General features: G+C 73.4%; 23 protein-coding genes. 12 read left to right on the forward strand and 11 right to left on the reverse strand.

Annotated features, from left to right (window positions below; translation table 11 throughout):
* Positions 1–172: 172 nt before the first annotated feature.
* From AB0B63_RS28455 to AB0B63_RS28480, 6 genes are all read left to right on the forward strand, one after another.
* Positions 173–598 carry a TOBE domain-containing protein gene (locus tag AB0B63_RS28455; RefSeq protein ID WP_208570632.1) on the forward strand — a complete coding sequence of 142 codons (426 nt, stop codon included), beginning with the start codon at positions 173–175 and terminating at the stop codon, positions 596–598.
* Positions 595–1497, forward strand: coding sequence for a molybdate ABC transporter substrate-binding protein (modA, locus tag AB0B63_RS28460; RefSeq protein ID WP_357024232.1), 903 nt, complete (start codon positions 595–597; stop codon positions 1495–1497). The genes AB0B63_RS28455 and modA overlap by 4 nt, the downstream gene beginning before the upstream one ends.
* Positions 1494–2303, forward strand: coding sequence for an ABC transporter permease (locus tag AB0B63_RS28465; RefSeq protein ID WP_357024234.1), 810 nt, complete (start codon positions 1494–1496; stop codon positions 2301–2303). The genes modA and AB0B63_RS28465 overlap by 4 nt, the downstream gene beginning before the upstream one ends.
* Entirely contained in the window at positions 2300–3361 is a 1062-nt protein-coding gene (locus tag AB0B63_RS28470) for an ABC transporter ATP-binding protein (protein WP_357024237.1), read from the forward strand. Before AB0B63_RS28465 ends, AB0B63_RS28470 begins: the two co-directional genes overlap by 4 nt.
* A 221-nt stretch (positions 3362–3582) precedes the next feature.
* Positions 3583–4032: a CBS domain-containing protein gene (locus tag AB0B63_RS28475; RefSeq protein WP_357024240.1), complete on the forward strand. Its 450-nt coding sequence runs from the start codon at positions 3583–3585 to the stop codon at positions 4030–4032.
* On the forward strand, positions 4029–5327 hold the full coding sequence (locus AB0B63_RS28480; protein WP_357024243.1) for an ArsB/NhaD family transporter: 1299 nt from the start codon (positions 4029–4031) through the stop codon (positions 5325–5327). Before AB0B63_RS28475 ends, AB0B63_RS28480 begins: the two co-directional genes overlap by 4 nt.
* On the opposite strand, the gene AB0B63_RS28485 is transcribed toward AB0B63_RS28480, so the two are convergent.
* The 8 genes from AB0B63_RS28485 to AB0B63_RS28520 all read right to left on the reverse strand — a co-directional run bounded on the left by AB0B63_RS28485 (position 5309) and on the right by AB0B63_RS28520 (position 14351).
* On the reverse strand, positions 5309–6619 hold the full coding sequence (locus AB0B63_RS28485; protein WP_357024247.1) for a cation:proton antiporter: 1311 nt from the start codon (positions 6617–6619) through the stop codon (positions 5309–5311). The genes AB0B63_RS28480 and AB0B63_RS28485 overlap by 19 nt on opposite strands.
* A 90-nt stretch (positions 6620–6709) precedes the next feature.
* Positions 6710–8038 carry a Na+/H+ antiporter NhaA gene (nhaA, locus tag AB0B63_RS28490; protein ID WP_357024250.1) on the reverse strand — a complete coding sequence of 443 codons (1329 nt, stop codon included), beginning with the start codon at positions 8036–8038 and terminating at the stop codon, positions 6710–6712.
* A 132-nt stretch (positions 8039–8170) separates the two neighbouring features.
* Positions 8171–9271, reverse strand: a complete 1101-nt coding sequence (locus AB0B63_RS28495) for an FUSC family protein (RefSeq protein WP_357024253.1) — start codon at positions 9269–9271, stop codon at positions 8171–8173.
* 82 nt (positions 9272–9353) lie between these two features.
* Positions 9354–9731, reverse strand: a complete 378-nt coding sequence (locus AB0B63_RS28500) for a sensory rhodopsin transducer (protein ID WP_357024256.1) — start codon at positions 9729–9731, stop codon at positions 9354–9356.
* A complete protein-coding gene (locus AB0B63_RS28505) occupies positions 9728–10936 on the reverse strand; it encodes a D-arabinono-1,4-lactone oxidase (protein WP_357024259.1) in 1209 nt (402 codons plus the stop codon). The genes AB0B63_RS28500 and AB0B63_RS28505 overlap by 4 nt, the downstream gene beginning before the upstream one ends.
* Before the next feature lie 139 nt (positions 10937–11075).
* Positions 11076–12977, reverse strand: coding sequence for a molecular chaperone HtpG (htpG, locus tag AB0B63_RS28510; protein WP_357024262.1), 1902 nt, complete (start codon positions 12975–12977; stop codon positions 11076–11078).
* Between the two features lie 64 nt (positions 12978–13041).
* Complete coding sequence (locus AB0B63_RS28515; RefSeq protein WP_357024265.1) at positions 13042–13710, reverse strand: class I SAM-dependent methyltransferase; 669 nt, start codon at positions 13708–13710, stop codon at positions 13042–13044.
* Positions 13711–13811: 101 nt separating this feature from the next.
* Positions 13812–14351, reverse strand: coding sequence for a DinB family protein (locus AB0B63_RS28520; RefSeq protein WP_208570637.1), 540 nt, complete (start codon positions 14349–14351; stop codon positions 13812–13814).
* Between the two features lie 83 nt (positions 14352–14434).
* Between AB0B63_RS28520 and smpB the strand changes: the two genes are divergently transcribed.
* Entirely contained in the window at positions 14435–14938 is a 504-nt protein-coding gene (gene smpB / locus AB0B63_RS28525) for an SsrA-binding protein SmpB (protein ID WP_208570638.1), read from the forward strand.
* A gap of 25 nt (positions 14939–14963) precedes the next feature.
* Here smpB and AB0B63_RS28530 read toward each other — a convergent pair whose 3' ends face one another.
* Positions 14964–15818 (reverse strand): hypothetical protein, encoded by an 855-nt coding sequence (locus AB0B63_RS28530; RefSeq protein ID WP_357024270.1) that lies wholly within the window; start codon positions 15816–15818, stop codon positions 14964–14966.
* A 253-nt stretch (positions 15819–16071) separates the two neighbouring features.
* On the opposite strand from AB0B63_RS28530, the gene AB0B63_RS28535 reads away from it, so the two are divergent.
* Positions 16072–16644, forward strand: coding sequence for a helix-turn-helix domain-containing protein (locus tag AB0B63_RS28535; RefSeq protein WP_357024273.1), 573 nt, complete (start codon positions 16072–16074; stop codon positions 16642–16644).
* Positions 16641–17903 carry an MFS transporter gene (locus AB0B63_RS28540; protein ID WP_357024276.1) on the forward strand — a complete coding sequence of 421 codons (1263 nt, stop codon included), beginning with the start codon at positions 16641–16643 and terminating at the stop codon, positions 17901–17903. The genes AB0B63_RS28535 and AB0B63_RS28540 overlap by 4 nt, the downstream gene beginning before the upstream one ends.
* A 333-nt stretch (positions 17904–18236) precedes the next feature.
* Here the strand turns inward: AB0B63_RS28540 and AB0B63_RS28545 are convergent, their stop codons facing one another.
* On the reverse strand, positions 18237–18650 hold the full coding sequence (locus tag AB0B63_RS28545; protein ID WP_208570641.1) for a type II toxin-antitoxin system Phd/YefM family antitoxin: 414 nt from the start codon (positions 18648–18650) through the stop codon (positions 18237–18239).
* A 130-nt stretch (positions 18651–18780) separates the two neighbouring features.
* A complete protein-coding gene (locus tag AB0B63_RS28550; protein ID WP_357024280.1) occupies positions 18781–20517 on the reverse strand; it encodes a M28 family peptidase in 1737 nt (578 codons plus the stop codon).
* 277 nt (positions 20518–20794) lie between these two features.
* On the opposite strand from AB0B63_RS28550, the gene AB0B63_RS28555 reads away from it, so the two are divergent.
* The 3 genes from AB0B63_RS28555 to AB0B63_RS28565 are packed head-to-tail and all read left to right on the forward strand — an operon-like array spanning position 20795 to position 24272.
* On the forward strand, positions 20795–21319 hold the full coding sequence (locus AB0B63_RS28555; protein WP_208570643.1) for a PadR family transcriptional regulator: 525 nt from the start codon (positions 20795–20797) through the stop codon (positions 21317–21319).
* Positions 21316–21996 (forward strand): ABC transporter ATP-binding protein, encoded by a 681-nt coding sequence (locus tag AB0B63_RS28560; protein WP_208570644.1) that lies wholly within the window; start codon positions 21316–21318, stop codon positions 21994–21996. The genes AB0B63_RS28555 and AB0B63_RS28560 overlap by 4 nt, the downstream gene beginning before the upstream one ends.
* Complete coding sequence (locus AB0B63_RS28565) at positions 21993–24272, forward strand: ABC transporter permease (protein ID WP_357024284.1); 2280 nt, start codon at positions 21993–21995, stop codon at positions 24270–24272. Before AB0B63_RS28560 ends, AB0B63_RS28565 begins: the two co-directional genes overlap by 4 nt.
* Positions 24273–24302 lie beyond the last annotated feature (30 nt).

Below are 24302 nucleotides of genomic sequence, written 5' to 3' on the forward strand. Positions count from 1 at the left end.
GGCCCGGATCCACCTCCGGCATCCCGGGCCGGCCCGGGTCGGCTCACCGGCCGACCTGAAGCCGGTTCCCCGCCGGCACCCGTGGCTGCGGGTCGAATACAGCTCCACTGCTCGCGTCTGCAAGGGCGTTACCCGCTTCCGGGCCGCAGACGCGGGCCATTAAGGTGACCGGGTGAGCGTGTTCCGGATCAGTGAGGCAGCCGAGTTGCTCGGCGTCAGCGCCGACACCGTGCGGCGCTGGGTCGACGCCGGCCGGCTGCCCGCCCATCGCGACGACCACGGCCACCGGCTCGTCGACGGGGTGGAACTGGCCGGCTTCGTCCGCGCCCAGTCCGCCGGCCCGGACGAGGGTGCCGAGTTCTCCTCGGCCCGCAACCGGCTGCGTGGGATCGTCACCGCCGTCGTCCGGGACACCGTGATGGCCCAGGTCGACATCCAGGCCGGACCGTTCCGGATCGTCTCGCTGATGAGCCGGGAGGCGGTCGACGAGCTGGGACTCCAGGTCGGCTCGGTGGCCGTCGCGGTGATCAAGTCGACCACCGTCGTGGTGGAGCGGCCCGCGCCCACCGGCCCGGCCAGGGGAAGGGCCCAGCCATGACCCACCCCGCTGCCGGTCCCGTCGCGACCGGTCCGACCACCGACCCGCACCGCGCCGCCCACCCCGTCGCGACCGGTCCGACCACCGACCCGCACCGCGGCGGCGGCGCGGTCGGCCGACGGGTCCGCACCGTCGTCGGCCTACTCATCGCGGTCTCCCTCGTACTGGCCGGTTGCGGCGTCGACAGCACCGGACCGGCCGACGACGGGGACCTGACCGGCCCGGTGACCGTCTTCGCCGCCGCGTCGCTGACCGAACCGTTCACCACCCTCGGCCGACGGTTCGAAGCCGAGCACCCGGGCAGCACGGTGACCTTCAACTTCGCCGGCAGCTCCGCGCTGGCCACCCAGATCACCCAGGGTGCGCCGGCCGACGTGTTCGCCTCGGCCGCCCCGAGGAACATGGCCACCGTCACCGACGCCGGGCACGCCGCCGGCACCCCCACCGTCTTCGCCCGCAACCAGCTCGTCATCGCCGTACCGCAGGGCAATCCGCAGCGGCTGGCCGGGCTGGCCGACCTGACCCGGCCGGGGTTGAAGGTCGCGCTGTGCGCCGCCCAGGTGCCGTGCGGGGCGGCGGCGACCACCGCGCTGGACCGGGCCGGCGTCCGGGTCACCCCGGTCACCCTCGAACAGGATGTCAAGGGGGCACTGGCCAAGGTGAAACTCGGCGAGGTCGACGCGGCGCTGGTCTACCGCACCGACGCCCGGTCGGCCGACCGGGAGATCGACGGCATCGAGTTCCCCGAGTCCGCGCAGGCCGTCAACGACTACCCGATCGTGGTGCTGGCCGACGCGCCGCACCCGACGGCCGCCCGGGCCTTCGTCGAGCTGGTCCGCTCCGCAGCCGGCCGGACCGTCCTCACCGACGCCGGATTCCAACCGCCGGCAGGCCCGTGACCACCCGTACCCGCCGACGCGGCACCGGTCAACGGGTACCGGTCGCGCTGCTCGTACCCGCCGCCCTCGGGTTGCTGTTCCTGGTGCTGCCGCTGGGCGGTCTACTGCTGCGCACCCCGTGGACCGCGCTGGGACCGCGCCTCACCGCACCCGGGGTGCTCACCGCGCTGCGGCTGTCCGTGCAGTGCGCCACCCTCGCCACGCTGCTCTGCCTCGCGCTGGGCGTACCCCTGGCGTGGCTGCTGGCCCGGGTGGAGTTTCCCGGCCGGCGGTGGGTGCGGGCGTTGGTCACCGTGCCCCTGGTGCTGCCACCGGTGGTCGGCGGGGTGGCGCTGCTGCTGGTCTTCGGCCGGCGCGGGCCGGTCGGCGGCTGGCTCGACGCCACCTTCGGGGTCACGCTGCCGTTCACCACCACCGGCGTGGTGCTCGCCGAGGCGTTCGTGGCGATGCCGTTCCTGATCATCGCGGTGGAGGGGGCGCTGCGCGGCGTCGACCACCGCTACGAGGAGGCCGCCGCCACCCTCGGCTCGGGCCGGTGGACGACCTTCACCCGGGTCACCCTCCCGCTGGTCGCCCCCGGCGTCGCCGCCGGGGCGGTGCTGTGCTGGGCCCGCGCGCTCGGCGAGTTCGGTGCGACCATCACCTTCGCCGGCAACTACCCGGGCCGCACCCAGACCATGCCGCTCGCGGTCTACCTGGCCCTGGAGACCGACGTGGAGGCCGCCGTCGTGCTCAGCCTGGTGCTGCTGACCGTGTCGGTGCTGATCCTCGCCGGGCTGCGCGACCGGTGGATCACCGGCCCGTGACCGCCCCGCTGCTGGACGGCCACCTGGTCGTCGACCGGGCCGGCTTCCGACTGGACGTCCGGCTGCACGTCGCCGCCGGGGAGGTGGTCGCGCTGCTCGGGCCCAACGGCGCCGGCAAGACCACCGCGCTGCGCGCCCTCGCCGGGTTGCAGCCGCTCGACGCCGGCCGGCTGCGCCTCGACTCGGTGGTGCTGGACCAGCCGGACGCCCGGCGGTTCGTCCGGCCCGAGCGGCGACCGGTCGGCGTGGTGTTCCAGGACTACCTGCTCTTCCCGCACCTGAACGCCCGGGACAACGTGGCCTTCGGCCCCCGCCGGCAGGGCCTGCCCCGACGGGCCGCCCGGGAACGGGCCATCGCCTGGTTGGACCGGGTCGGCCTGGCCGCGCACGCCGGACGCCGACCCTGGCAGCTCTCCGGTGGGCAGGCCCAGCGGGTGGCGCTGGCCCGGGCGCTCGCCGTACACCCGGCTCTGCTGCTGCTCGACGAGCCACTGGCCGCGCTCGACGCCCGCACCCGGCTGGACACCCGGGCCGAACTGCACCGCCACCTCGCCGACCACGCCGGGGCGGCGGTGCTGGTCACCCACGACCCGCTGGACGCCCTGGCGCTGGCCGACCGGCTGGTCATCGTCGAGGACGGCCGGGTGGTCCAGGAGGGCGACGCCGCCACGGTGACCACCCGGCCCCGCACCGACTACGTGGCCCGACTCGTCGGGCTGAACCTGCACCGGGGCCGGGCCGACGGCAGGCACGTCCACCTGGGCGACGGGTTCGCCGTGCCGACCGCCCACCAGCTCGACGGCGACGCCTTCGTGGTCTTCGCACCCACCGCCGTCACCCTGCACCCGCACCGACCCGACGGCGACGCCCCGCACACCTGGCCGGCCACCGTCGCCGGGGTGCACCGGCACGGCGACCACCTGCGGGTGCAGCTCACCGGGGCGGTCAGCACCGTCGCCGACGTCACCCCGGCCGCCGCCGCCGGGCTGCGGCTGCTCCCCGGGCAGCAGGTCTGGGCGAGCGTCCAGACCGCCGCGACGCGCGTCTACCCGGTCTGAGCGCCATCCCGGTCGGCGACCGTGCTCTCTCCCGCCGGGGCGTGCGACGGCGGGCCGGCACGGCGACGGGCGGTGCCCGGGAGAAGACCGGGCACCGGCTTCTCGGGCGACATGCCGACTCCTGTCCACCGACGGATCTCGTACTAGGGTGACGGCAGGTGTGCCGGGAAGACTGGTCGGCGTGCGGTAGCCCATGCCCGAAACACCTTCGAGGAGTCGCCGTGCGCGCCAAGGACCTGGCGGTGCCGTTTCCCACGATCGCCCTCGACGCCCCGGTGCTGGAGGCTGCCCGGCTGCTCGCCGGGCACAACCTACCCGGGCTGATCGTCGTCGACGCCGCCGGTCGTCCCGTCGCGGTGCTGCCCGGCACCCAGGTGCTGCGTCTGGTCATCCCCGGCTACTGCCGGGAGGATCCGACGCTGGCCCGGATGATCGACGAGCCGTCGGCGGATGTCTTCCTGCGTGGGGCGGAGGGTCGTTCCGTGGCTGAGCTGCTGCCCCGTGAGCAGCCGGGACCGCCCGTCGTCGAACCGCAGGCCACCGTCCTGGAGGTCGCTGCGGTGATGGCCCAGAAACGCAGCCCACTGGTCGCGGTCGCGGCCCGGGGCGCGGCGGTGACGGGCGGCATCACCCTGGACGCCCTGCTCGACCGGATGCTGGGCACGGCGTGAGCGGCCTGGCCTGGACGGCGGTGGCCGTCTTCACCGTCGCGTACGTGCTGATCGCCACCGAGAAGATCCACCGGGTGGCCGCCGCCCTCGGCGGCGCGGCGGTGATGTTCCTGATCGGGGCAACCGACACCGAACACGCCTTCTTCTCCGAGCGGTCCGGCATCGACTGGAACGTCATCTTCCTGCTCATCGGCATGATGCTCATCGTCGCGGTACTCAAACGCACCGGTGCTTTCGAGTACGTCGCCGTGTGGGCGGCCAAGCGCGCCCAGGGGCGACCGTTTCGGGTCATGGTGATCCTGGTGCTGATCACCGCCGTCGCCTCGGCGGCCCTGGACAACGTCACCACCGTGCTGCTCATCGCCCCGGTGACCTTCCTGGTGTGTGAACGCCTGGACGTGCCGGCGGTGCCGTTCCTCATCGCCGAGGCGATGGCGTCGAACATCGGCGGCACCTCCACCCTGGTCGGCGACCCGCCGAACATCATCATCGGCAGCCGGGGCGGGCTGAGCTACAACGACTTCCTGATCCACCTCGCCCCGCTGGTGGTGCTGCTGCTGGTGGTCTTCCTGGGCCTGTGCCGGGTGCTGTTCCGGCGGGCTTTCCGCTACGACCCGACCCGTGCCGCGCAGATCGCCTCGCTGCGGGAGAAGGACGCGATCCGGGACCCCCGGCTGCTCATCCTCGGGCTGGCGGTACTCGGCGCGGTGACCGCCGCGTTCGTCCTGCACACCACCCTGCACCTCGAACCGGCGGTGGTCGCCCTGCTCGGCGGGCTGCTGCTGCTCGCGTTGTCCCGCCTCGACGCCGGGGAGGTCAGCCGGGACGTGGAGTGGCCCACCCTGGTCTTCTTCGCCGGCCTGTTCATCATGGTCGGCGCGCTGGTCAACACCGGGGTGGTCGAGCAGATCTCCCGGGCCGCGATCGACGCCACCGCCGACCGGCTGCTGCCCGCCACGATGGTGCTGCTGTGGGGATCGGCCGCGTTGTCGGCGATCGTCGACAACATCCCCTACGTCGCCACCATGAGCCCGGTCGTCGCCGACATGGTCAACGCCAACGGCGACACCGCCCAGTCCCGGGTGCTCTGGTGGGCGTTGGCCCTCGGCGCCGACCTGGGTGGCAACGCCACCGCCGTCGGTGCCTCCGCCAACGTCGTGGTGCTGGGACTGGCCGAACGCGCCGGGCAGCGGATCACCTTCTGGCAGTTCACCCGGTACGGGCTGATCGTGACCCTGGTCACGGTGGGGCTGGCCGTGCCGTACCTGTGGCTGCGTTACTTCGTGCTGGCCTGAGCATCGTCGGTGTCGCCGGTCCGGTCGGGCCCGTCTCCCGGTCCCGACCGGGAGACGGGCGAGGGGCGAACGGCCCGCCGCCACCGGTGCACCACCCCGTGCCACGCTGGCGCCTCCCGGGCCTCGTCGAAGGCGCGCGCCACCACCACGTCGGTGGAGGAGTGCGCCAGGATCGAGATGACGATGGTCAGCGCGACCAGGTGGAACACCTCGTCACCGGCGGCGATGCCGGACTCCAGGACCAGCAGTCCGTAGACGACCGAGGCGAACCCCTTGGGTCCGAACCACATCGCGGCGGCCTGCTCGCGCAGGCTCAGCCCCGAGCGCAGGAAGGAGATCCACAACGCGAGTGGGCGGGCCACCACGATGGCCAGCACCGCGAAGACCCAGCCGGCCCAGGAGATCTCGCCGAGGAACTCCACCGAGATCAGCGCCCCGAACACCAGCAGTGCGGCCAGCTTGAGCAGCTCGGCGACATTCTCCCCGAAGTGCTCGAACGCGGCCCGTTCCCGGGGCCCGAACGTGGCCACCGTGATGCCGGCAGCGAAAGCGGCCAGGAACAGGTTGCCGTGGGTGACCTTGCCCAGCGCCAGCACGAGCAGACCGATGGCGACCCCGTTGAGCGGCGCGTACGCCGCCGAAGCGGCGAACCACCGGGTCCGCTCCAACGCGATCGCCGCCAGCGGCACCAGCACCCCGATCAGCAACCCCACCGCCAACTCGGTGCCCAACTCCCCCAGGTGCAGGTCGTCCGAGCCGGCCGCGACCGCGAGCAGCACCACCACGAACGGCAGCGCCAGGCCGTCGTTGACACCGGACTCGACGTTGAGCAGGTGCCGCAGCCGGGCCGGTACCTTGTCGTTGCCGACCAGCGCGGCGGCGAACACCGGGTCGGTGGGGGCCAGGATCGCGCCGATCAGCAACGCCTCCGGCCAGTCCAGCCCGGCCACGTAGTGCGCCAGCACCGCCGTCACCAGCAGGGTCAGTGGCAGACCCCAGCCGAGCGCGCGGCCCGGCAGCCGCCAGGCCGCGCGCAGGTCGGCCCAGCCGACCCGCATCCCGTCGGTGAACAGCACCGCGAACAACGCCAGCTCGGCCAGTTGCGCCACGATCGGCGAGTCGGCCCGCAGGTGCAGCACCCCGCCGGTGTCCTCACCGAGCAGGAACCCGGCGACCAGGAACAGCGCCGCGGTGGAAAGGATGGTCCGGTGGGCCAACGCGGAAACCAGCACTGCGGCGAGCAGGACGGCGGCGAAGCAGAGCAGCAGCACGGCGAGACCTTCCAGGGGCACGGACCAGCACGGTGCCGACCAGACTTCCCGGCGCTCCTCGGATCGCCGTGATCATAGCGACCAGGTGGGGGCACCGCTGCGATGGCCGGGTCACCGCCCGGTGGGCCGCTCCGACTCCGGTTCGAAGACGTCCGGTACACCGTCGCGGTCCAGATCGATGCTCTCCGCGTCGTGCACCCGCCGGTAGACGCGTCCCCGGGCGCGCAGGATGACGCTGGCCAGCAGCGCAGACAGCAGTGAGCCGGCGAGTACGGCGATCTTGGCATGGTCGTCCCGCTCACTGCCGAGGCCGAAGGCGAGCTCCCCGATCAGCAGCGAGACGGTGAAACCGATCCCGCCGAGCAGTGCGAGGCCGAGCACGTCGAGCCAGTTGAGGCCCTCGTCGAGGTCGGCGCGGGTGAACCGGGACACCAGCCAGGTCGCGATCAGGATGCCGACCGGCTTGCCGACGATCAGGCCGACGACGATGCCGATCGCGACCCGGTCGGTCAACGCGGTGGCCAGGCCGGCGAGGCCGCCGACGGTGACGCCGGCGGAGAGGAACGCGAAGATCGGAACGGCGATCCCGGCGGAGATCGGCCGGACCCGGTGCTCGAAGTGTTCAGCCAGGCCGGGGCCGGCGTCCGGGCCACCGGCCGCCGCGCTGCGGACCACCGGCACGGTGAAGGCGAGCATGACGCCGGCCACCGTGGCGTGCACGCCCGACTCGTGCACCAGCACCCAGGTGAGGGCGGCCAGGGGCAGCAGCAGCCACCAGGACCGGACGCGACGCTGCACCAGGAACGCGAAGGCGGCGAGCGGCAGCAACGCGCCCAGCAGCGGGCCGACGGACAGGTCCGAGGTGTAGAAGACCGCGATGATCATGATGGCGAGCAGGTCGTCGACCACCGCCAGGGTGAGCAGGAAGGTCCGCAGCGCCGACGGCAGGAACCGGCCCACCACGGCGAGCACCGCCAGGGCGAAGGCGATGTCGGTGGCGGTCGGAATGGCCCAGCCCCGGCCGGCGTCGGTACCCGCGCCGGCGGCGATCACGTAGTAGAGGACGGCGGGCACGACGACCCCGCCGACCGCCGCCGCCACCGGCACCGCAGCCCGCCGGGGATCGCGCAGGTCACCGGCGACGAACTCGCGCTTGAGTTCCAGACCGGCCACGAAGAAGAAAACGGCCAGCAGACCGTCGGCGGCCCAGGTGGCGAGGCTGAGATCCAGGTGCAGCGCCGCCGGGCCGACGGTGAGGTCCCGTAGCGCCTGGTACTGCTCCGACCAGGGAGTGTTGGACCAGACCAGGGCGATCAACGCCCCGACGAGCAGGAGTGCCCCGCCGACGGTCTCCTTGCGGAGAATGGTGGAGATGCGGCTGGTCTCGCCCCACGAGCGGCGGGCGAACAGGCTGGTACGGCGCCGGTCGGCGTCGGTCACGGAAACTCCTCGTCGGCAGGGGTCGCGTCATCCATCGCCGACCAGACTTCCCGGCACACCAGCACCCACCCTATCCACCATCGCGGCGAACACATCGACGTTCGCGGACATGGCACGGGCACCCGGGCACCGTCAGTACCCGGCGGCGGCACGTCGAACCATCCGCCGGGCCTCGTCGCGCGGCACACCCGTGGCCCGCAGCAGGTCGTTGGCGACCGTCCGCAGCTGGGACACGACGATGGTGCCGGAGAAACCGACCTCCTGCCGGCAGGCGGCACCGGCCGCCCGGACGGCGTCGAGCACCCGTTCCCGGGCGTGCACCGGCTCGCGGGTGCCGAGGAACTCCCCACGCAGCAGCCGGACCGCCTCCCCGAGATCCGTCACGGCGACGGGCAGCTCGGCCGGCACCGGCTCGTCGTCGCGCAGCGCGGTGCCGATCCGGCGGACCAGGGAGCGGCTGTTGCGGAAGGCCCGGTCCAGGTGGTCGGCGCCCTGCCGGTAGGCGCTGAGCGCCCGGCGTCGCCGCCAGCGCACCGGGGAGAGCCGGACCACCTCGTCGGCGGCCTCGATCACCTCGCCGAGCCGGCGCAGTTCCGGCTCGGCGTCGCGCATCCGGTCCAGGACTTCCTCGACCGCGTCGGCGTCCCGGTCCGCCAACGCCCGTCCGGAGGCGGTCAGGTCCTGGGCGAACAGGTCCAACGCCGGGCCGGCCACCCGGCGCACGGTGCGCAGCGGATGCAGGGGGACCAGCACGAGCACCACCAACAGGCCCACCGCGCCGCCGATCAACGCGTTGAGCGTGCGGGGCAGTTCCAGGTCCGGCGCGGTCGGTGTGAGCGTGGCGATCAGCACCGCCGTACCGCCGGCCTGGGTCATCAGCGCGCCGGTGCCCCGGATCAGTACCGCCACGGTGATCGCCAGGAAGACGATCACGCCGGTCTGCCAGGGGCCGGTGCCGAGCAGCAGGATGAGCAGGTCGCCGACGAGGATGCCGAGTACGACACCGACGATCAGTTCGACGGTGCGCCGGGCCCGGTTGCCCAACGCGGCGGCGATCACACCGACGGCGGCGGCCGGTGCGAAGGTCGGCTCCGCGTTGCCCAGCACCTCCCGGGCCAGCACCCAGGCCAGCGCCGCCGCCAGCCCGGCCTGCACCGCGACGATCAGGTACGTCTGCAACCGGCGGTGCGAGTCCCGCCCCGCGGCGAAGATCTGGTTGCCGAGCCGGGTCACCGCCGGCCGCCCCTCGACCGCCCGGCCCGGAAAAGGCAGGCACCCGGCGGCCCGGGGCGGCCACCGACGAACCTGCCGGCGTTCACGCCGGGTACGCCATCGTGGTGGCCAGCGCCAGCGCACCGGGCAACCGGGTATCCTGACGCAGGAACTGCACCACCACCGGCACCGGCGAGCGCAGCAGGCAGCCGTACGGGCGGTCGAGGCGGACCGCCTCCGGATCGATCAGGTCGTTGAGGCGTACGTGTCGGATCCGGCGGGCGGCCACGGTGATCCGGTACGGCCCGACCGGTTCGGCGTCCTCGTAGTAGAGGTCGAACTCCACGTCGGCGTCGGTCGGTGTGGCGTTGAGCACACAGAGCTGGTCGAAACCGGTGAACTGCGGCTCCTCCCCGCTGCCCGGGAACGGGATGTGCCCGCCCGGCACCACCCACACCCGCGCCCCGACGTCCGGGGTCACACCGGCTCCAGCAGCCGGGCCAGGTCCGGGGTGAGGAACACCCCGTCCGGGTCGAGCCGGCGGCGGGCCGCCTGGAAGTCGTCCCACCGGGGGTAGAGCGGGCGCAGCTCCCGGGCGCTCAGCCAGTGCTTCTTGCCCCAGTGCGGCCGCCCACCGTACTGACGGAACACCGCCTCCATGTCCCGGAAGTACTCCTCGTAGGGCAGGCCGGCGTTCTGCAGACAGGCGATGGTGGTGGTGGGCCGGCCGTGGGCGTTGCTCAACCAGATGTCGTCGGCGGCGACGGTGCGCACCAGCACCCGCCAGGCGGCCACCCGCCGGTGCCGGACCATGATCCGGCGGCGTACCTCGGCGAAGCAGGCCGGGAACGCCTCCGACGGCAGCATGTACTCGATCTCCTCGAAGCGCAGCGCCCGGTCCCGGGGGATGGTCCGGTGGGTGGGGCCCACCTCGTTCTCCCGGGTCCGCGCCGGTGCGGTGCCGGCGCTGTCCCACACCCCCTGCTCCACCGGCGGCCGGTCGGCCCGGTTCATGGTGCGCACCTGTGTCTGGTCGCTGCGCGGATACCAGTAGAAGTCCATGTTGCGGTTGGTGTGCTGCAACTCGGCCAGGTGGTCGAGGGTCCAGTCGAGCCGGGCGCACCAGGTACGGCGGCGCAGGTCGTAGCGGGGCTGCACGTCCAGGGTCAGCCGGGTGACCACCCCCAGCGCGCCGAGCGACAGTCGCACCGCCGGCAGCAGCTCAGGGTGCTGCTCGGCGTCGACGTCCAGCACCTCGCCGGTGCCGGTGACCAGTCGCGCCCCGACGACCTGGGTGCTGAGGTTGCCGAAGCCCAGGCCGGTGCCGTGGGTGCCGGTGGCGGTGGCCCCCGCGATCGACTGGTAGTCGACGTCACCCAGGTTGTCCATGGCCAGCCCGGCGTCGTAGAGCCCCTCCCCCAGTGCCCGCAGCTTCGTGCCGCCCAGCACGGTGGCCCGGTCGCCGTCCTCGGCCAGCACCCCGGCCAACCGGTCCAGGCTGAGCAGCACGCCGTCGGTGCGCACCAGCGGGCTCGACGAGTGACCGGAGCCGACGGGGCGTACCGTCGCGCCGGTTTCGCGGGCCCGCCGCACCAGCCGGCACACCTCGGCCTCGTCGGTCGGCTGCGCGTGCCGGGCCGGGGTGAAGGTGAGGCTGCCGGACCAGTTGACGAACGCGTCTGTCACGGCACCGCCTCCTGCTCGCCGGGCTCCGCGCTTACCCGGCGTCCGGGCGGCTACACGCCGGCCGTCGGACGGAGTCGGCCGACGGGGTCGGCCGGACGCCGGTCCCGGCCGGGCACCTCCCGGCCGGGACCGTGCCGGATCAGAGGGTACGGGCCAACCGGTCGGCGAGCAGCCGGGCGAACCGGGCCGGGTCGGCCAGGTCGCCCCCCTCGGCGAGCAACGCCGTGCCGTAGACCAACTCGGCGGTCTCGGTCAGCCCGGACGTGTCGTCGCCCCGCTGGTGGGCGACGCGCAGGGCGCTGACCAGCGGGTGGGTCGGGTTGAGCTCGAGGATGCGCTTGACCGGGGGCAACTCCTGCCCCATCGCCCGGTACATCTTCTCCAGGGTCGGGGTGATGTCGTGGGCGTCGCCGACGACGCACGCCGGCGAGGTGGTCAGCCGGGAGGACAGCCGGACCTCCTTGACCGTGTCGGCGAGCGCCCCGCCGAGGAAGGTGAGCAGCTCGGCGTACTCCTTGTTCTGCTGTTCCCGGGCGACCTCGGTGTCCTTGCGTTCCTCCTCGGTCTCCAGGTCGACCTCGCCCTTGGCGATGGAGCGCAGCGGCTTGCCGTCGAACTGGCCGACCCGCTCCACCCACACCTCATCGACCGGGTCGGTGAGCAGCAGCACCTCGAAGCCCTTGGCCCGGAATGCCTCCAGGTGCGGCGAGTTCTCCAGCATGGTGCGGCTCTCGCCGGTGGCGTAGTAGATCTCGCCCTGGCCGTCCTTCATCCGCGCCACGTACCCGCCCAGCGTGGTGGGCTCGGTGTCGTGGTGGGTGGAGGCGACCGAGACCAGCTCCAGGATCGTCTCGGTGTTGTCCGGGTCCTCCAGCAGACCCTCCTTGACCACCCGGCCGAACTCACCCCAGAAGGTGGCGAACCGCTCCGGGTTGCCGGTGCGCATGTCCTTGACCGTGGCGAGCACCTTGCGGACCAGCCGGCGACGGACGATCTGGATCTGCCGGTCCTGCTGGAGGATCTCCCGGGAGATGTTGAGCGACAGATCGTGCGCGTCCACCACGCCCTTGACGAAGCGCAGGTAGTTCGGCATCAGCGCCGCGCAGTCGTCCATCACGAAGACCCGCTTGACGTAGAGCTGCACCCCGCGCCGGCCGTCGGCCTGGTAGAGGTCGTACGGTGCGTGCGCGGGCAGGAACAGCAGCGCCTCGTACTCGAAGGTGCCCTCCCCCCGCATGTGGATGGTCTCCAGCGGGTCGGTCCAGTCGTGGCTGACGTGCCGGTAGAAGTCCCGGTACTCCTCCTCGGCGACCTCGTCGCGCGGACGCGCCCAGAGCGCCTTGCGGGAGTTGAGGGTCTCCTCGGTGGGTTCGCCGCCGTCGACGCCCGGCACGGTGGTGCGGATCGGCCAGGCGATGAAGTCCGAGTACCGCTTGACGATCTGCCGGACCGTGGCGAGGTCGGCGTAGTCGTGCAGGTTGTCCTCGTCGTCGGCGGGCTTGAGGTGCACGGTGACCGAGGTGCCCTGCGGGGCGTCGTCGACCGTCTCCACCACGTACGTGCCCTCGCCGCTGGACTCCCAGCGGGTGCCCTCGGTCTGCCCGGCCCGCCGGGTGAGCAGGGTGACCCGGTCGGCGACCATGAACGTCGAGTAGAACCCGACGCCGAACTGGCCGATCAGCTCGTTGCCCGCGTTGTCCTTGGACTCCTTGAGCTTGCGCAGCAGCTCGGCGGTGCCGGAACGGGCGATGGTGCCGATCAGCGACACGACATCCTCGCGGGACATCCCGACGCCGTTGTCCCGCACGGTCAGGCTCCGGGTGTCCGGGTCGATCACCAGCTCGATGTGCAGGTCGGTGGTGTCCACGTCGAGGTCGGAGTCGACAAGCGACTCCAGCCGGAGCTTGTCCAACGCGTCGGAGGCGTTGGAGATCAACTCGCGCAGGAAGATGTCCTTGTGCGAATAGATGGAGTGCACCATCAGTTGCAGCAGCTGGCGTGTCTCCGCCTGGAATTCCAGCGTCTCGGTCCGACTGCTCACACCAACCTCCTCGTACGGTGGGCCAGATCCGCGCAACAGGATACGAGGTACCGTGGCGGCCCGGTCACGCCCGGTCGTCGTCCCGACGAACCAGCAGGCAGGCCTGCGGGGTACGTTCGGTGGCGCCGGCGAACTCCTGCGGGGCCCGGCACATCCGGGCCTGCTCCGGCAGCCCCGCGGCGCGCAGCAACGCCGCCACGTGGTCCGGGCTGCGGCGACGGAACGCCAGGGAGACCGGGTCACCCCACGCCTCGGTGTAGCGCACCGTCTCGTCGCCGACCTGGAAGGCGAGCAGGGCGTGCCCACCGGGGGCGAGGACCCGGTGGAACTCGGCGAACACCCGGGGCAGCCACTCGTCGGGCACGTGGATGACGCTGTACCAGGCGACCAGCCCGGCCAGCACGCCGTCGGCCACCGGCAGGTCCAGCATGGACCCCTCGACGAGGCGCAGGTCGGGGTGGGCGAGCCGGCCCTGTGCCAGCATCCCGGGGGACAGGTCGAGCCCGGTGACGGTCAGATCGAGGGCGCGCAGGTGGCCGGTGATCCGGCCGGGGCCGCAGCCGACGTCGAGCACCGGGCCACCGCCGCCGGCCAGGACGGTCTCGGCGAACGCGGCGAGCATGCCCCGGTCGACCGGGCGGGCGGCGAGCTCGGCCCGGAACCGGGTGGCGTACCCGGCGGCCATCGTGTCGTAGGAGGCGCGGGTCTCGGCGAGGAAGTCGGCGTCGGTCACGGCCGCGGACCCTACCGGCCGCGCGGCTGCGCCGGGGGCTGCGCCACACCGCCCCTCGACGTCGGCCCCGGGCGGCCCCGCCCGCGACGTCGCCTGGCGGGTCAGCGGGGGGTCGCCGGGCGGGTGACGTCGTGTACGTGGTGCACCACGTCGTGCAGGAAGTAGACGGCGAAGCGGCGCACGGTGAACACCGAGCCGTTGCTGCGCCGGCCCGGCCGGTCCCACTGCGCGGGCGTGACGGCGTCGAAGGCGGCGGCGGTCGACTCGGCCTGCGCGGCGAGTTCCCCGGCCACCCGGGCCGGTGACTGGTGGAAGTAGTCGTCCTCGACGGCGGTGGCGTCCTGGTCCCAGTTGGGGAAGACCGGGTCGTCCTCGTCGAGCATCAGCGCCAGCCGACCCCGGAAGATCCGGCAGGTGTCCCGCACGTGGCAGGCGTACTCCACCGGCGACCAGACGGTCGGCGCGGGCCGCCGGGTCGCGTCGGGCCGGGACAGCACGTCCCGCCAGACCGGGACGGTGGCGCGCAGCCGGCCCCCGGTGGTCTCGGCCCGCTGCGGCACGAAGCCGCACTCGGCGCAGCCGTCGTCGATGACGCCGGTCCAGTCCCGGTCCTCCGGTGTGATCGCCGCCCATTCCGACATGCGGCGATCCTGCCACGCGGGGACCGGGCCGCAACCGACGGTAGGGTGTACGCCGCTGGCAGATCCGAGCGGAGGTGGTCGTCGTGTCGCGGGACGCCGAGCGCAAGCTCATCGCCGCCAACAAGAAGGCCCGCCACGACTACACCGTGCTGAAGACCTACGAGGCGGGCATCGTGCTGGCCGGCACCGAGGTCAAGTCGCTGCGCGAGGGGCGGGTGTCGCTGGTCGACGCGTTCGCCCAGGAGAGCGACGGCGAGCTGCTGCTGCACGGCCTGCACATCGCCGAGTACGGCTACGGCACCTGGACCAACCACCAGCCCCGGCGGACCCGCAAGCTGCTGCTGCGTCGGGTGGAGATCGACCGGATCCTGGAGAAGCTGCGCGACGGCGGGGTGACCCTGGTGCCCCTGTCGATGTACTTCAGCAACGGCTGGGCCAAGGTGGAGATCGCGCTCGCCCGGGGCCGCCGCTCGTACGACAAGCGCCAGGTCCTCGCCGAACGCGACGCCAACCGGGAGATCGCCCGGGAGCTGGGTCGTCGGCTCAAGGGTCGCCGCCCGGCCGGCGGGGGCCGCCGACCGGGCTGACCTTCTCCCGGAGTGCCCTGCGGGCTCAGCCGGGAGCGCGGTCGTCGGCTGCGGCGGTGTCGGCGGTGCCCGGGGCACCGGCCAGCACGATCGCGGCGGCCACCGTGGTCAGGGTGGCCAGGACCGCCCAGGGCAGCCAACCGGGCCGGACCCCGTCACCGAGCAGCAGCACCCCGGCGACCGACGGTACGACGATCTCGACCGCCCAGAGCACGGCGGTGACCGGCCCGACCGACCCGTGCCGCAGCGCGTGCGCGTAGAGGATCGTCCCGGCCACCCCGGAGACGACGAGTCCCCAGCTGACCGGCTCCCGCAGCAGATCCCAGGCCGCCGCGCCGGGGTGGCCCAGCGGGTCGGGAGGCGGGGTGAGCGCCCGCGCGCACAGCGCGGTGATCCCCCAGGCGAGGCCGGCCAGGATGGCGGCGACGACCGGTCGGGCCACCCGCAGGGCGGCGACCCCGGCGGCGGCGGTCAGCACCGCCGCGACGGCCAGACCGACCCGGAGCGCCGTCGACGCGGTGACCGGCGGTTCGGAGCCGGCGGCCAGCGAGATGACGGCCAGGGCGGCGACGGTGAGCAGGATCGCCGCGGTGTCGCGGCGGCGCAGTCGCGCGCCGAGCACGATCCGGGCGATGACCACGGTGACGGCGAGGGAGCCGGCGGTCACCGACTGGACCGCGTACACGGGCAGCTTCTGGAGGGCGACCAGGGAGGCGAGCCAGGCCAGCGTGTCGCAGGCCAGGCCGGCGAGGTAGAGCGGGTGCCCGAGGGCACGCAGGGTGCTGGCGCCGCGCCGCGCCCCGACGGCCTGCAGGACCGAGCCGACGCCGTAGGCGAACGCCGCGCCGAGCGCGAAGGTCAGCGCGAGGCCGGACGTCACGGCCCGCCCCCTGCCCCGGCCCGGCCGAACGCCTCCGGGCCGGTGGACGCTGCCGGCCCGGTTGCGGTGGTCACCGCCGGCTCGGTCATCGGCACCGCCTCTGGTCCTGGTCCCGGCCGGGTCCGCGTCAGCCGTCGCTCCGTCGCATTCTCCCCGTCGCGTTCGCGCGCCGCAGCGCGTGGCCACCGCGACGCGCCATCACCATTCAACAACACTTCTTGTACTTCATGTCTTGTGCTTCTAGGGTGGTCGCATGACGGAGGAACCCACCCGGCACCTGACCGACCCCCGGGCGATGCGTGCGCTGGCCCACCCGACCCGGTTGCGGCTGCTCGGCGAGCTGCGCGTGCGGGGTCCGCAGAGCGTCGGCATGCTCAGCGACGCCATCGACGAGGCGGTCGGCTCGGTCAGTTACCACCTGGGCAAGCTGGCCGAACACGGCTTCGTCGAGGAGGCCCCCGAGCACGCCCGCGACCGCCGCGAACGCTGGTGGCGGGCGACGCACACCCGGACCTCCTGGGAGCCGGTCGAGCTGCTCGCCGACCCGGAACGCCGGGCCGCCTCCGACCTGCTCCGCCGCGCGGTCCTCGACCGGTACGTGGAACGGCTGGGCCACTACCTCGACGTCGAGGCGACCCTCGACCCGCAGTGGGTACGCGGCACCGCCAGCAGCGACTCCTGGCTGCACCTGACCAGCGACGAGCTGATCGAGCTGCGGGCCGACCTGGAGGCGCTGGCCGCCCGCTGGCAGGTCCGCAGCGACCCGGCCCGGCCGGGAGCCGAGACGGTGACGTTGATTTACCACGCCTTCCGGGACCAGCGGTGACGCCGCGCCACCGTGGGCCGTTGGTCGGCCTGCTGGTCGGTCACACGGTCTCGCTCACCGGCAACATGCTCACCCTGATCGCGCTGCCGCTCTACGTGCTCGCCGAAACCGGCTCGCCCGCCGCCACCGGCCTCACCGGTGCGGTCGCCGCCGTACCGATGGCGCTCGGCGGCGCGCTCGGCGGGGTCCTGGTGGACCGGATCGGCTACCGCCGGGCCAGCGTCCTGGCCGACGTGGTGTCGGGGCTGACGGTCGCCGCCGTGCCGCTGCTCGACGCCACCGTCGGCCTGCCGTTCTGGGCGCTGCTCGGGCTGGTCTTCGCCAGCGGCCTGCTCGACACCCCCGGGCAGACCGCCCGCAACGCCCTGCTGCCGGAGGCGGCCACCGCCGCCGGGGTGCCGCTGGAACGGGCCGTCGGCTGGTACGAGGCGAGCGAGCGGGGCGCCCGGCTGATCGGTGCCCCGGTGGCTGGCCTACTCGTCGCCACCCTCGGCGCGCTCCCCGTGCTGGCCCTGGACGCCGTCACGTTCGCGGTCTCCGCGCTGGTCGTGACGGTGCTGGTGCCCCGGGCGCTGCGTGCGGCCACGCCGACCGACCCGGGCGGTGCCGGCTACTGGCGGGAATTCGCCGCCGGGGTACGGTTCCTGACCCGGGAGCCGCTGCTGCGCGCGGTGGTGCTGCTGGTGCTGGTGACCAACTTCTTCGACGCGACCAAGAGCAACGTGCTGCTGCCGGTGGTGGCCGACCGGGAACTCGGCGGAGCGACCGCGTTCGGCCTGCTGGTCGGCGCGATGGGCGGCGGCGCGCTGGCCGGGTCGCTGGTGTTCAGCGCGGTCGGCCACCGGCTGCCCCGCCGGGCCACCCTCGTCACCGCGTTCGCCCTCGCCGGTGCGCCGCCCTTCTGGGCGCTGGCCGCCGCGCCACCGCTGCCCTGGATCGTCGCGGTCTTCGCCCTGTCCGGATTTGCCGCCGGTGCGATCAACCCGCTGCTCGGCGCGGTGGAGCTGGAACGGGTGCCGGCCCACCTGCGGGCCCGGGTGTTCGGGGTGATCGGGGCGGGCTGCTGGGCCGGCATGCCGCTGGGTGCGCTCGCCGCCGGGGTGGCCGTCGACGGCTTCGGCACCACACCCGTCCTGCTCACCGTGGGTGGCTGCTACCTGCTGGTGGTGCTCACCCCACTGCTGGGCGGCCCCTGGCGCACGATGGACCACCCGACCACCCCCACCCGCCCGACACGAACCCCCGCCCCAGTCCCCTAACCACCCCCACCCGCCCCCGCCCAGCCCCGGGCTCCGTCCCGCGTCCCAGGCTCCGTCCCCCGCCCCGGTGATCAAGAGGTTTGCGTCAACTTGAAGATCAAAGTTGACGCAAACCTCTTGATCAACTGACGCAAACTTCTTGATCACCGGGGCGGGGTGACCGGGGTTGGGGTGACCGGGGTGGGGCGGGGCAGAGTGGGGTGAGGTGGGGAGCGCGACGCGTCTGGTGGCGGGCGGGCCGGTCGCGGTGCGGGTGGGAACCGACCCGGGCTGCGGGCAGGAGGCGGGTCGGGTGGGGGTGGGTGGGTCGGGTGGGCGGCGGAGGTGCCCGGGTCAGTCGCGGCGCAGGTCGGCGTGGGCCGCGCGGAGCCGGTCGACGGCCGGGTCGGTGCCGGGTGGGACGTGCCGGTCCAGCTCGGCCCATACCTCGGCCAGCGCGTCGGTCACGGCCCGCAGCTCGGCGGCGTGCCGGCGGGCGCCCTGCCGGTGTGACTCCTCCAGCCGGCGGGCCCAACCCGCGGTCACCGTGCTCAGGCGTTCGTCGTCGGCGCGGGCCTGGGCGGCGCTGCGGGCGGCGGAGGCCGGCACGATCGCGGCGACCGGCCGGGTGTCGCCGTCGCGGGTGACCAGGGTGACCGTGTCGGTCAGCTCGGCCATCGCGATCAGCTGGGTCAGCCGGGTACGCAGCTCGCGCAGCGGCACGGATCGGGGTTGACCACTGTGGTGGGACAGCGCGGGGGCAGCCATGTCCCCATGGTCCGACCGGGGTATGACATTTATCGCCATGACGGTCCGGGTGGGGGAACCATGACGGTCCGGGTGGGGGAACAAGGCGGTCCGGGTGGGGTGGACCAGGCGTCCACCCCACCCGGGTCGGTCAGCTCACCTGCAACGTCACGTCGTCGATGACGAAGCTGGTCTGCAACGAGGAGTCCTCGGTGCCGGTGAACTTCAGGGTCACCGTCTGGCCGGCGTACGCGCCGAGGTCGAACGAGCGCAGCGTGTAGCCGGTGGCCTTGTTGAGGTTGGAGTACGTCGCCAGCGTGGTGCTGCCGACCTGGACCACCAGCTTGTCGTACGCGACGGTGGTGGTCCGTTCGGTGGTGTCGATGTGCAGGTAGAAGGCGAGGGCGTAGGAGGAGCAGCCGGCCGGCACGGTCACCGACTGGGAGAGGGTGTCGGTGCTGGTGCTGCCGTTGCCGTTGAGCCACGCCTTGTAGGAGCCGGTGCGGGCCGGCTGGCTGGACGAGTTGGTGATGACGCCGGTGGTGGCCGTCCACGGCGTGGTGCCGGACTCGAAGCTGCCGTTGCCGATGACCTGCCCGCCGGTGCAGCTACCGGTGCCGGTGACGGTGACGGTGTAGCTGGCCGTGCGGGTGGCCGAGCCGGTGCCGGTCACGGTGAGGGTGAAGGTGCCGAGGCTGGCGCTCGACGAGGCGCTGACCGTCATGGTGGCCGAGCCGCCGGAGGTGACCGACGACGGGCTGAACGAGACGCTCACGCCGCTGGGTGCACCGGAGGCCGACAGGGCGACGGTCTGGGCGCTGCCGCTGGTGGTGGCGGTGCTGACCGTGGCGGTGGTGGAGCCGCCCCGGGTGACGCCACCCGAGGTCGGGCTGACCGCGACGGAGAAGTCGTTGGTCGGGGTGCCGCCGCCGACCGCGAGGTCCCAGATGGCGTACGCGACACCGTCGGCGCTGCGGTTGAGCCCGGTGGCGTTGATGTTGCTGGTGGTGTCGCAGGACGAGTGGTAGCACGGGTCGTACGCGGCGTTGGCGGTGCCGCCCCACTTGCTGGCCTGGGCGCTGGTCTTGCGGGCGCTGGCCCCCATCGCGTAGCCCGAGGTGGGGATGCCGGCCTGCTGGAACGAGTAGTCGTCGGAGCGGCCCTGGCCCTCGGTGTTCTCCTCCGGCGACAGCCCGAGGGAGTCCCAGTACGCCTTGAGCGGCGCGGCGGTGGTGGAGGTGACCCGGTTGATGAAGTAGCCGCCGTTGGTCGAGGCGACCATGTCGAAGTTGTAGTACCCCTTGATGTAGCCCTTCTGGGCGGTGGTCAGGGAGTTGACGTAGAACTTGGAGCCCTGCAGGCCCTGCTCCTCGCCGTTCCACCAGGCGAACCGGACCCGCTTGCTCATGGTCGGGTTCTGCTGGGCGAGCACCAGGGCGTTCTCCAGCAGCACCGACGAGCCGGAGCCGTTGTCGTTGATGCCCGGTCCGGCGGCGACGCCGTCGAGGTGCGCGCCGAACATGACCACGTCGGTGGTCGGGCCCTGCGGCCACTCGGCGATCACGTTGTTGCCCTGGTAGGTGCAGCTGGTGCAGGTCTGCTCGGTGACCGTGTAGCCGGCGGCCTGGAGCTTGGACTTCACGTAGGCGACCGAGGCGGTGTAGCCGGCCGAGCCGGCCCGCCGGTTGCCGCCGTTGCTGGTGGCGATGCTCTGGAACTGGGCCAGGTGCGCCTGGACGTTGGCGACCTGGACATCCGGCGCGGCGAGCGCGGCGACGGCCGGCGCGGCGGTGGCCGGGCGGGCGGTCGGGGCGGCCGAGGCCGGTGGCGCGGCCAGGGCGAGCGTCACCGCGGTGACGGCGGCGATCGCCAGGGTTCTGCGCTTCATGCGTGCTCCTCATGGGGGTCGGCGGGGCATCCGCCCGGGCGTCACCGTCCCGTCTGTCGGATGTGACCGGGGGTGGACGGGCGACCCGCGATCCGGGGGTGGGATCGCGGCGGAAACGCCGGGGAAGCAAACACTGACATGTATCAATCTGCGGGTCAATCCGTCGGACGGTGTCACATTCGCGGGCGACACCCCGGGGGTCACCGGGAGCCGGTCGCGACCACGTCGGCGCTGGGTGTAGACAACGCGCGTATACGCGGTGTGTATAGTCGCCGGCATGTCCATCGGCCAGACCTTCCTCGGCCTGCTGGAGGCGACCCCCCGGCACGGTTACGACATCAAACGGCGCTACGACGAACACTTCGGCCACTCCCGCCCGGTCGCCTACGGCCAGGTCTACGCGACCCTGTCCCGGCTGCTGCGCGGCGGCCTGGTCGAGGTGGAGGCGGTCGAGCCCGGCGAGGGCCCCGACCGTAAGCGGTACGCCATCACCGAGGCCGGCGTCGCCGACGTGGCCCAGTGGCTGGCCCGCCCGGAACAGCCCGAGCCCTATCTGCAGAGCATCCTCTACACCAAGGTGGTGCTCGCCCTGCTCACCGGTCGCGAGGCCGCCGAACTACTCGACGTGCAGCGCGCCGAGCACCTACGCCTGATGCGGGAGCTGACCCGGCGCAAGCGCGGCGGCGATCTCGCCGAACAGTTGATCTGTGATCACGCGCTCTTCCACCTGGAGGCCGACTTGCGCTGGCTGGAACTGACCACCGCCCGCCTCGACGACCTGGCCGCGCGGGTGCGCGCATGAGCGCCCCGCTGCTGGTCGCCGAGGGCCTGCACCGCAGCTTCGGCGAGACGGCCGCACTGGTCGACGCCGCGCTGCGCATCGACGAGGGCGAGGTGGTAGCGGTGCTCGGGTCGTCCGGCTCCGGCAAGTCCACCCTGCTGCACTGCCTGGCCGGGATCGTCCGCCCCGACCGGGGCCGGGTCGTCTTCGACGGCCAGGACCTGGTGACGATGAGTGACGCCCGGCGCAGCGCCCTGCGCCGGGAAGCCTTCGGGTTCGTCTTCCAGTTCGGCCAGCTGGTACCCGAGCTGACCTGCCTGGAGAACGTCGCGCTGCCGCTGCGGCTGGCCCGGGTCCCCCGGCGTGAGGCCGAGCAGCGGGCCGGGCAGTGGCTGGAACGGCTGGAGGTCACCGACGTGGCCGGCAAGCGTCCCGGCGAGGTCTCCGGCGGCCAGGGGCAACGCGTCGCGGTGGCCCGCGCGCTGGTCACCCGCCCCCGGGTGATCTTCGCCGACGAGCCGACCGGAGCGCTGGACTCGCTCAACGGCGAACGGGTCATGCGGCTGCTCACCGAGGCCGCCCGGGACAGCGGGGCGGCGGTGGTCCTGGTCACCCACGAGGCACGGGTGGCCGCGTACTCCGACCGGGAGATCGTGGTGCGCGACGGGCGGACCCGCAACCTGGAGGTGGCGGCGTGACCGGTCGGGGCGCGCTCGCGGACCTGGCGATGGGTGCCCGGATGGCCGTCACGGGCGGCCGGGAGGGTTGGACCCGGGCGCTGCTCACCGCCGTCGGCGTCGGCATCGGGGTGGCCATGCTGCTGCTGGCCACCGCCGTACCCGGGGCACTCGACGCCCGGCAGGCGCGCGGCGACGCCCGCGACGACCTGCGGTTCGGCGAACAGGTCGCGGCCGGTCCCGGCACCCTGCTGGTGCACGCGCTGGACACCGAGTTCCGGGGCCGGCCGGTGCGGGGCCGACTGCTGCGGCCGGAGGGACCGGCCGCGCCCGTCCCGCCGGGGCTGACCGCCCTGCCCGCCCCCGGGGAGGTGGTCGTCTCCCCCGCCCTGCGCCGGCTGCTCGACTCCCCCGACGGCGCGCTGTTCGCCCCCCGGCTGGGCGGCGCGCGGGTCACCGGGACCATCGCCGACGAGGGCCTCGCCGGCCCCAACGAACTGGCCTACTACCAGGGCGACGACCGGCTGTCCGACACGTCCGGGGCGACCCGGCTGGACAGGTTCGGCGGCGGGCTGCCCGGCGAGGGTCTCGGCCCGGTGCTGATGCTGCTGGTGGCGGTCATCTTCGTGGTGCTGCTGCTGCCCATCGCGGTGCTCCTCGGCTCCGCCGTGCGCTACGGCGGTGAGCGACGCGACCGGCGGCTCGCCGCGCTGCGCCTGGTCGGCGCGGACACCACCATGGTCCGGCGGATCGCCGCCGGGGAGGCCGCCGCCGGGGCCCTGCTCGGGGTCGTCGTCGGCATCGGGTTCCTGCTCGCCGGTCGCCAACTGGTCCCGCTGGTCACCCTCTACGACATCAGCGTGTACGCCGACGACATCCAGCCCCCCACCGCGCTGCTGCTGGCCGTCGTGCTGGCCGTGCCGGCGCTGGCCGTGCTGGTGGCGATGCTGGCGTTGCGCGCGGTCGTGGTCGAGCCGCTCGGCGTGGCCCGGCGCAGCACCCCGGTCCGCCGTCGGCTCTGGTGGCGGCTACTGCTGCCCGCCGCCGGCCTGGCCATGCTCCTGCCCGTGGCCGGTCTGCGCGAGGGCGACGGCGGGGTCACCCGGTGGGTGGTGCCGGCCGGCGCGGTGCTGCTGCTGATCGGCACGGTCACCGTGCTGCCCTGGCTGACCGACCTGCTGGTACGACGACTGCGCGGCGGTCCGGTGTCCTGGCAGCTGGCGGTCCGCCGGGTGCAGCTGGACAGCGCCACCTCCGCCCGGCTGGTCAACGGCATCGCCGTGGCCGTCGCCGGCACGATCGGTCTGCAGATGCTCTTCGCCGGGATCGCCGGGGACTTCACCACCGCCAGCGGGCAGGACACCTCCCGGGCGCAGGTGCAGGTGCAGTTCCTGAACCAGCCGGACCTGGCCCGGGTCCTGCGGCAGCTCGGCGGGGCCGACGGGGTGACCGCTGCGACCGGCACCCTCATCTCCGTGGCCACCATCGGCTCGCCGGACGGCCCACCGGTGGAGATCCGGGTCGGCGACTGCGCCGCGCTGGCCGAGTTCGCCCGTCTCGACCGGTGCGCGGACGGGGACACCTTCCTGGTGTCCGATCCGGGTGACCCGGCGGTCGTCCCGACCGGCACGGTGCTGACCGTCGAGGACGGGTCACGATGGCGGGTGCCCACCACGGCGCGGCCCGCGACGGCCCGACCCGACCCGGCCGGCTGGATGCAGAACGCGGTGCTGGTCACCCCCGGCGCGGTCGGCTCGCGGACCCTCGGTCCGCTGCGCTCGACCGTCTACCTCCAGCTCGACCCGGCCGCCCCCGACGCGGTCGAACACGTCCGTAACGCCGTCGCCGCGATCGACCTGGCCACGCCCGTGTCCGTGTTGTCCTCGACCATCGTGTCGCCCCGGTTCGCCGACATCCAGCGCGGCCTGGCCATCGGCACGGTCGTCACCCTGCTGCTGATCGCCACCAGCATGCTGGTGGGCACGCTGGAGCAGCTGCGGGAACGCCGCCGGCTGCTGGCCATGCTGGTGGCGGTGGGCACCCGACGCAGCACCCTCGGCTGGTCGGTGCTGTGGCAGACCGCCCTGCCGGTCGGGGTCGGGCTGGTGCTGGCGGTCGGCTTCGGGCTCGGCCTCGGCGCGGCCCTGCTGCGGATGGTGCAGGCACCCGTCACGGTCGCCTGGCCGGTGGTGGGCTTCGCCGTCGGTCTCGGCGCGCTGGCCGTCCTGGCGATCAGCGGGCTGAGCCTGCCGCTGCTGTGGCGGCTCACCCGCGCCGACGGGCTGCGCACCGAATGACCGACCGGTCCGGGTCGGCGACGTCGCCGA

It is taken from the genome of Micromonospora sp. NPDC049081 (assembly GCF_040648835.1).
Classification (GTDB): domain Bacteria; phylum Actinomycetota; class Actinomycetes; order Mycobacteriales; family Micromonosporaceae; genus Micromonospora; species Micromonospora antibiotica.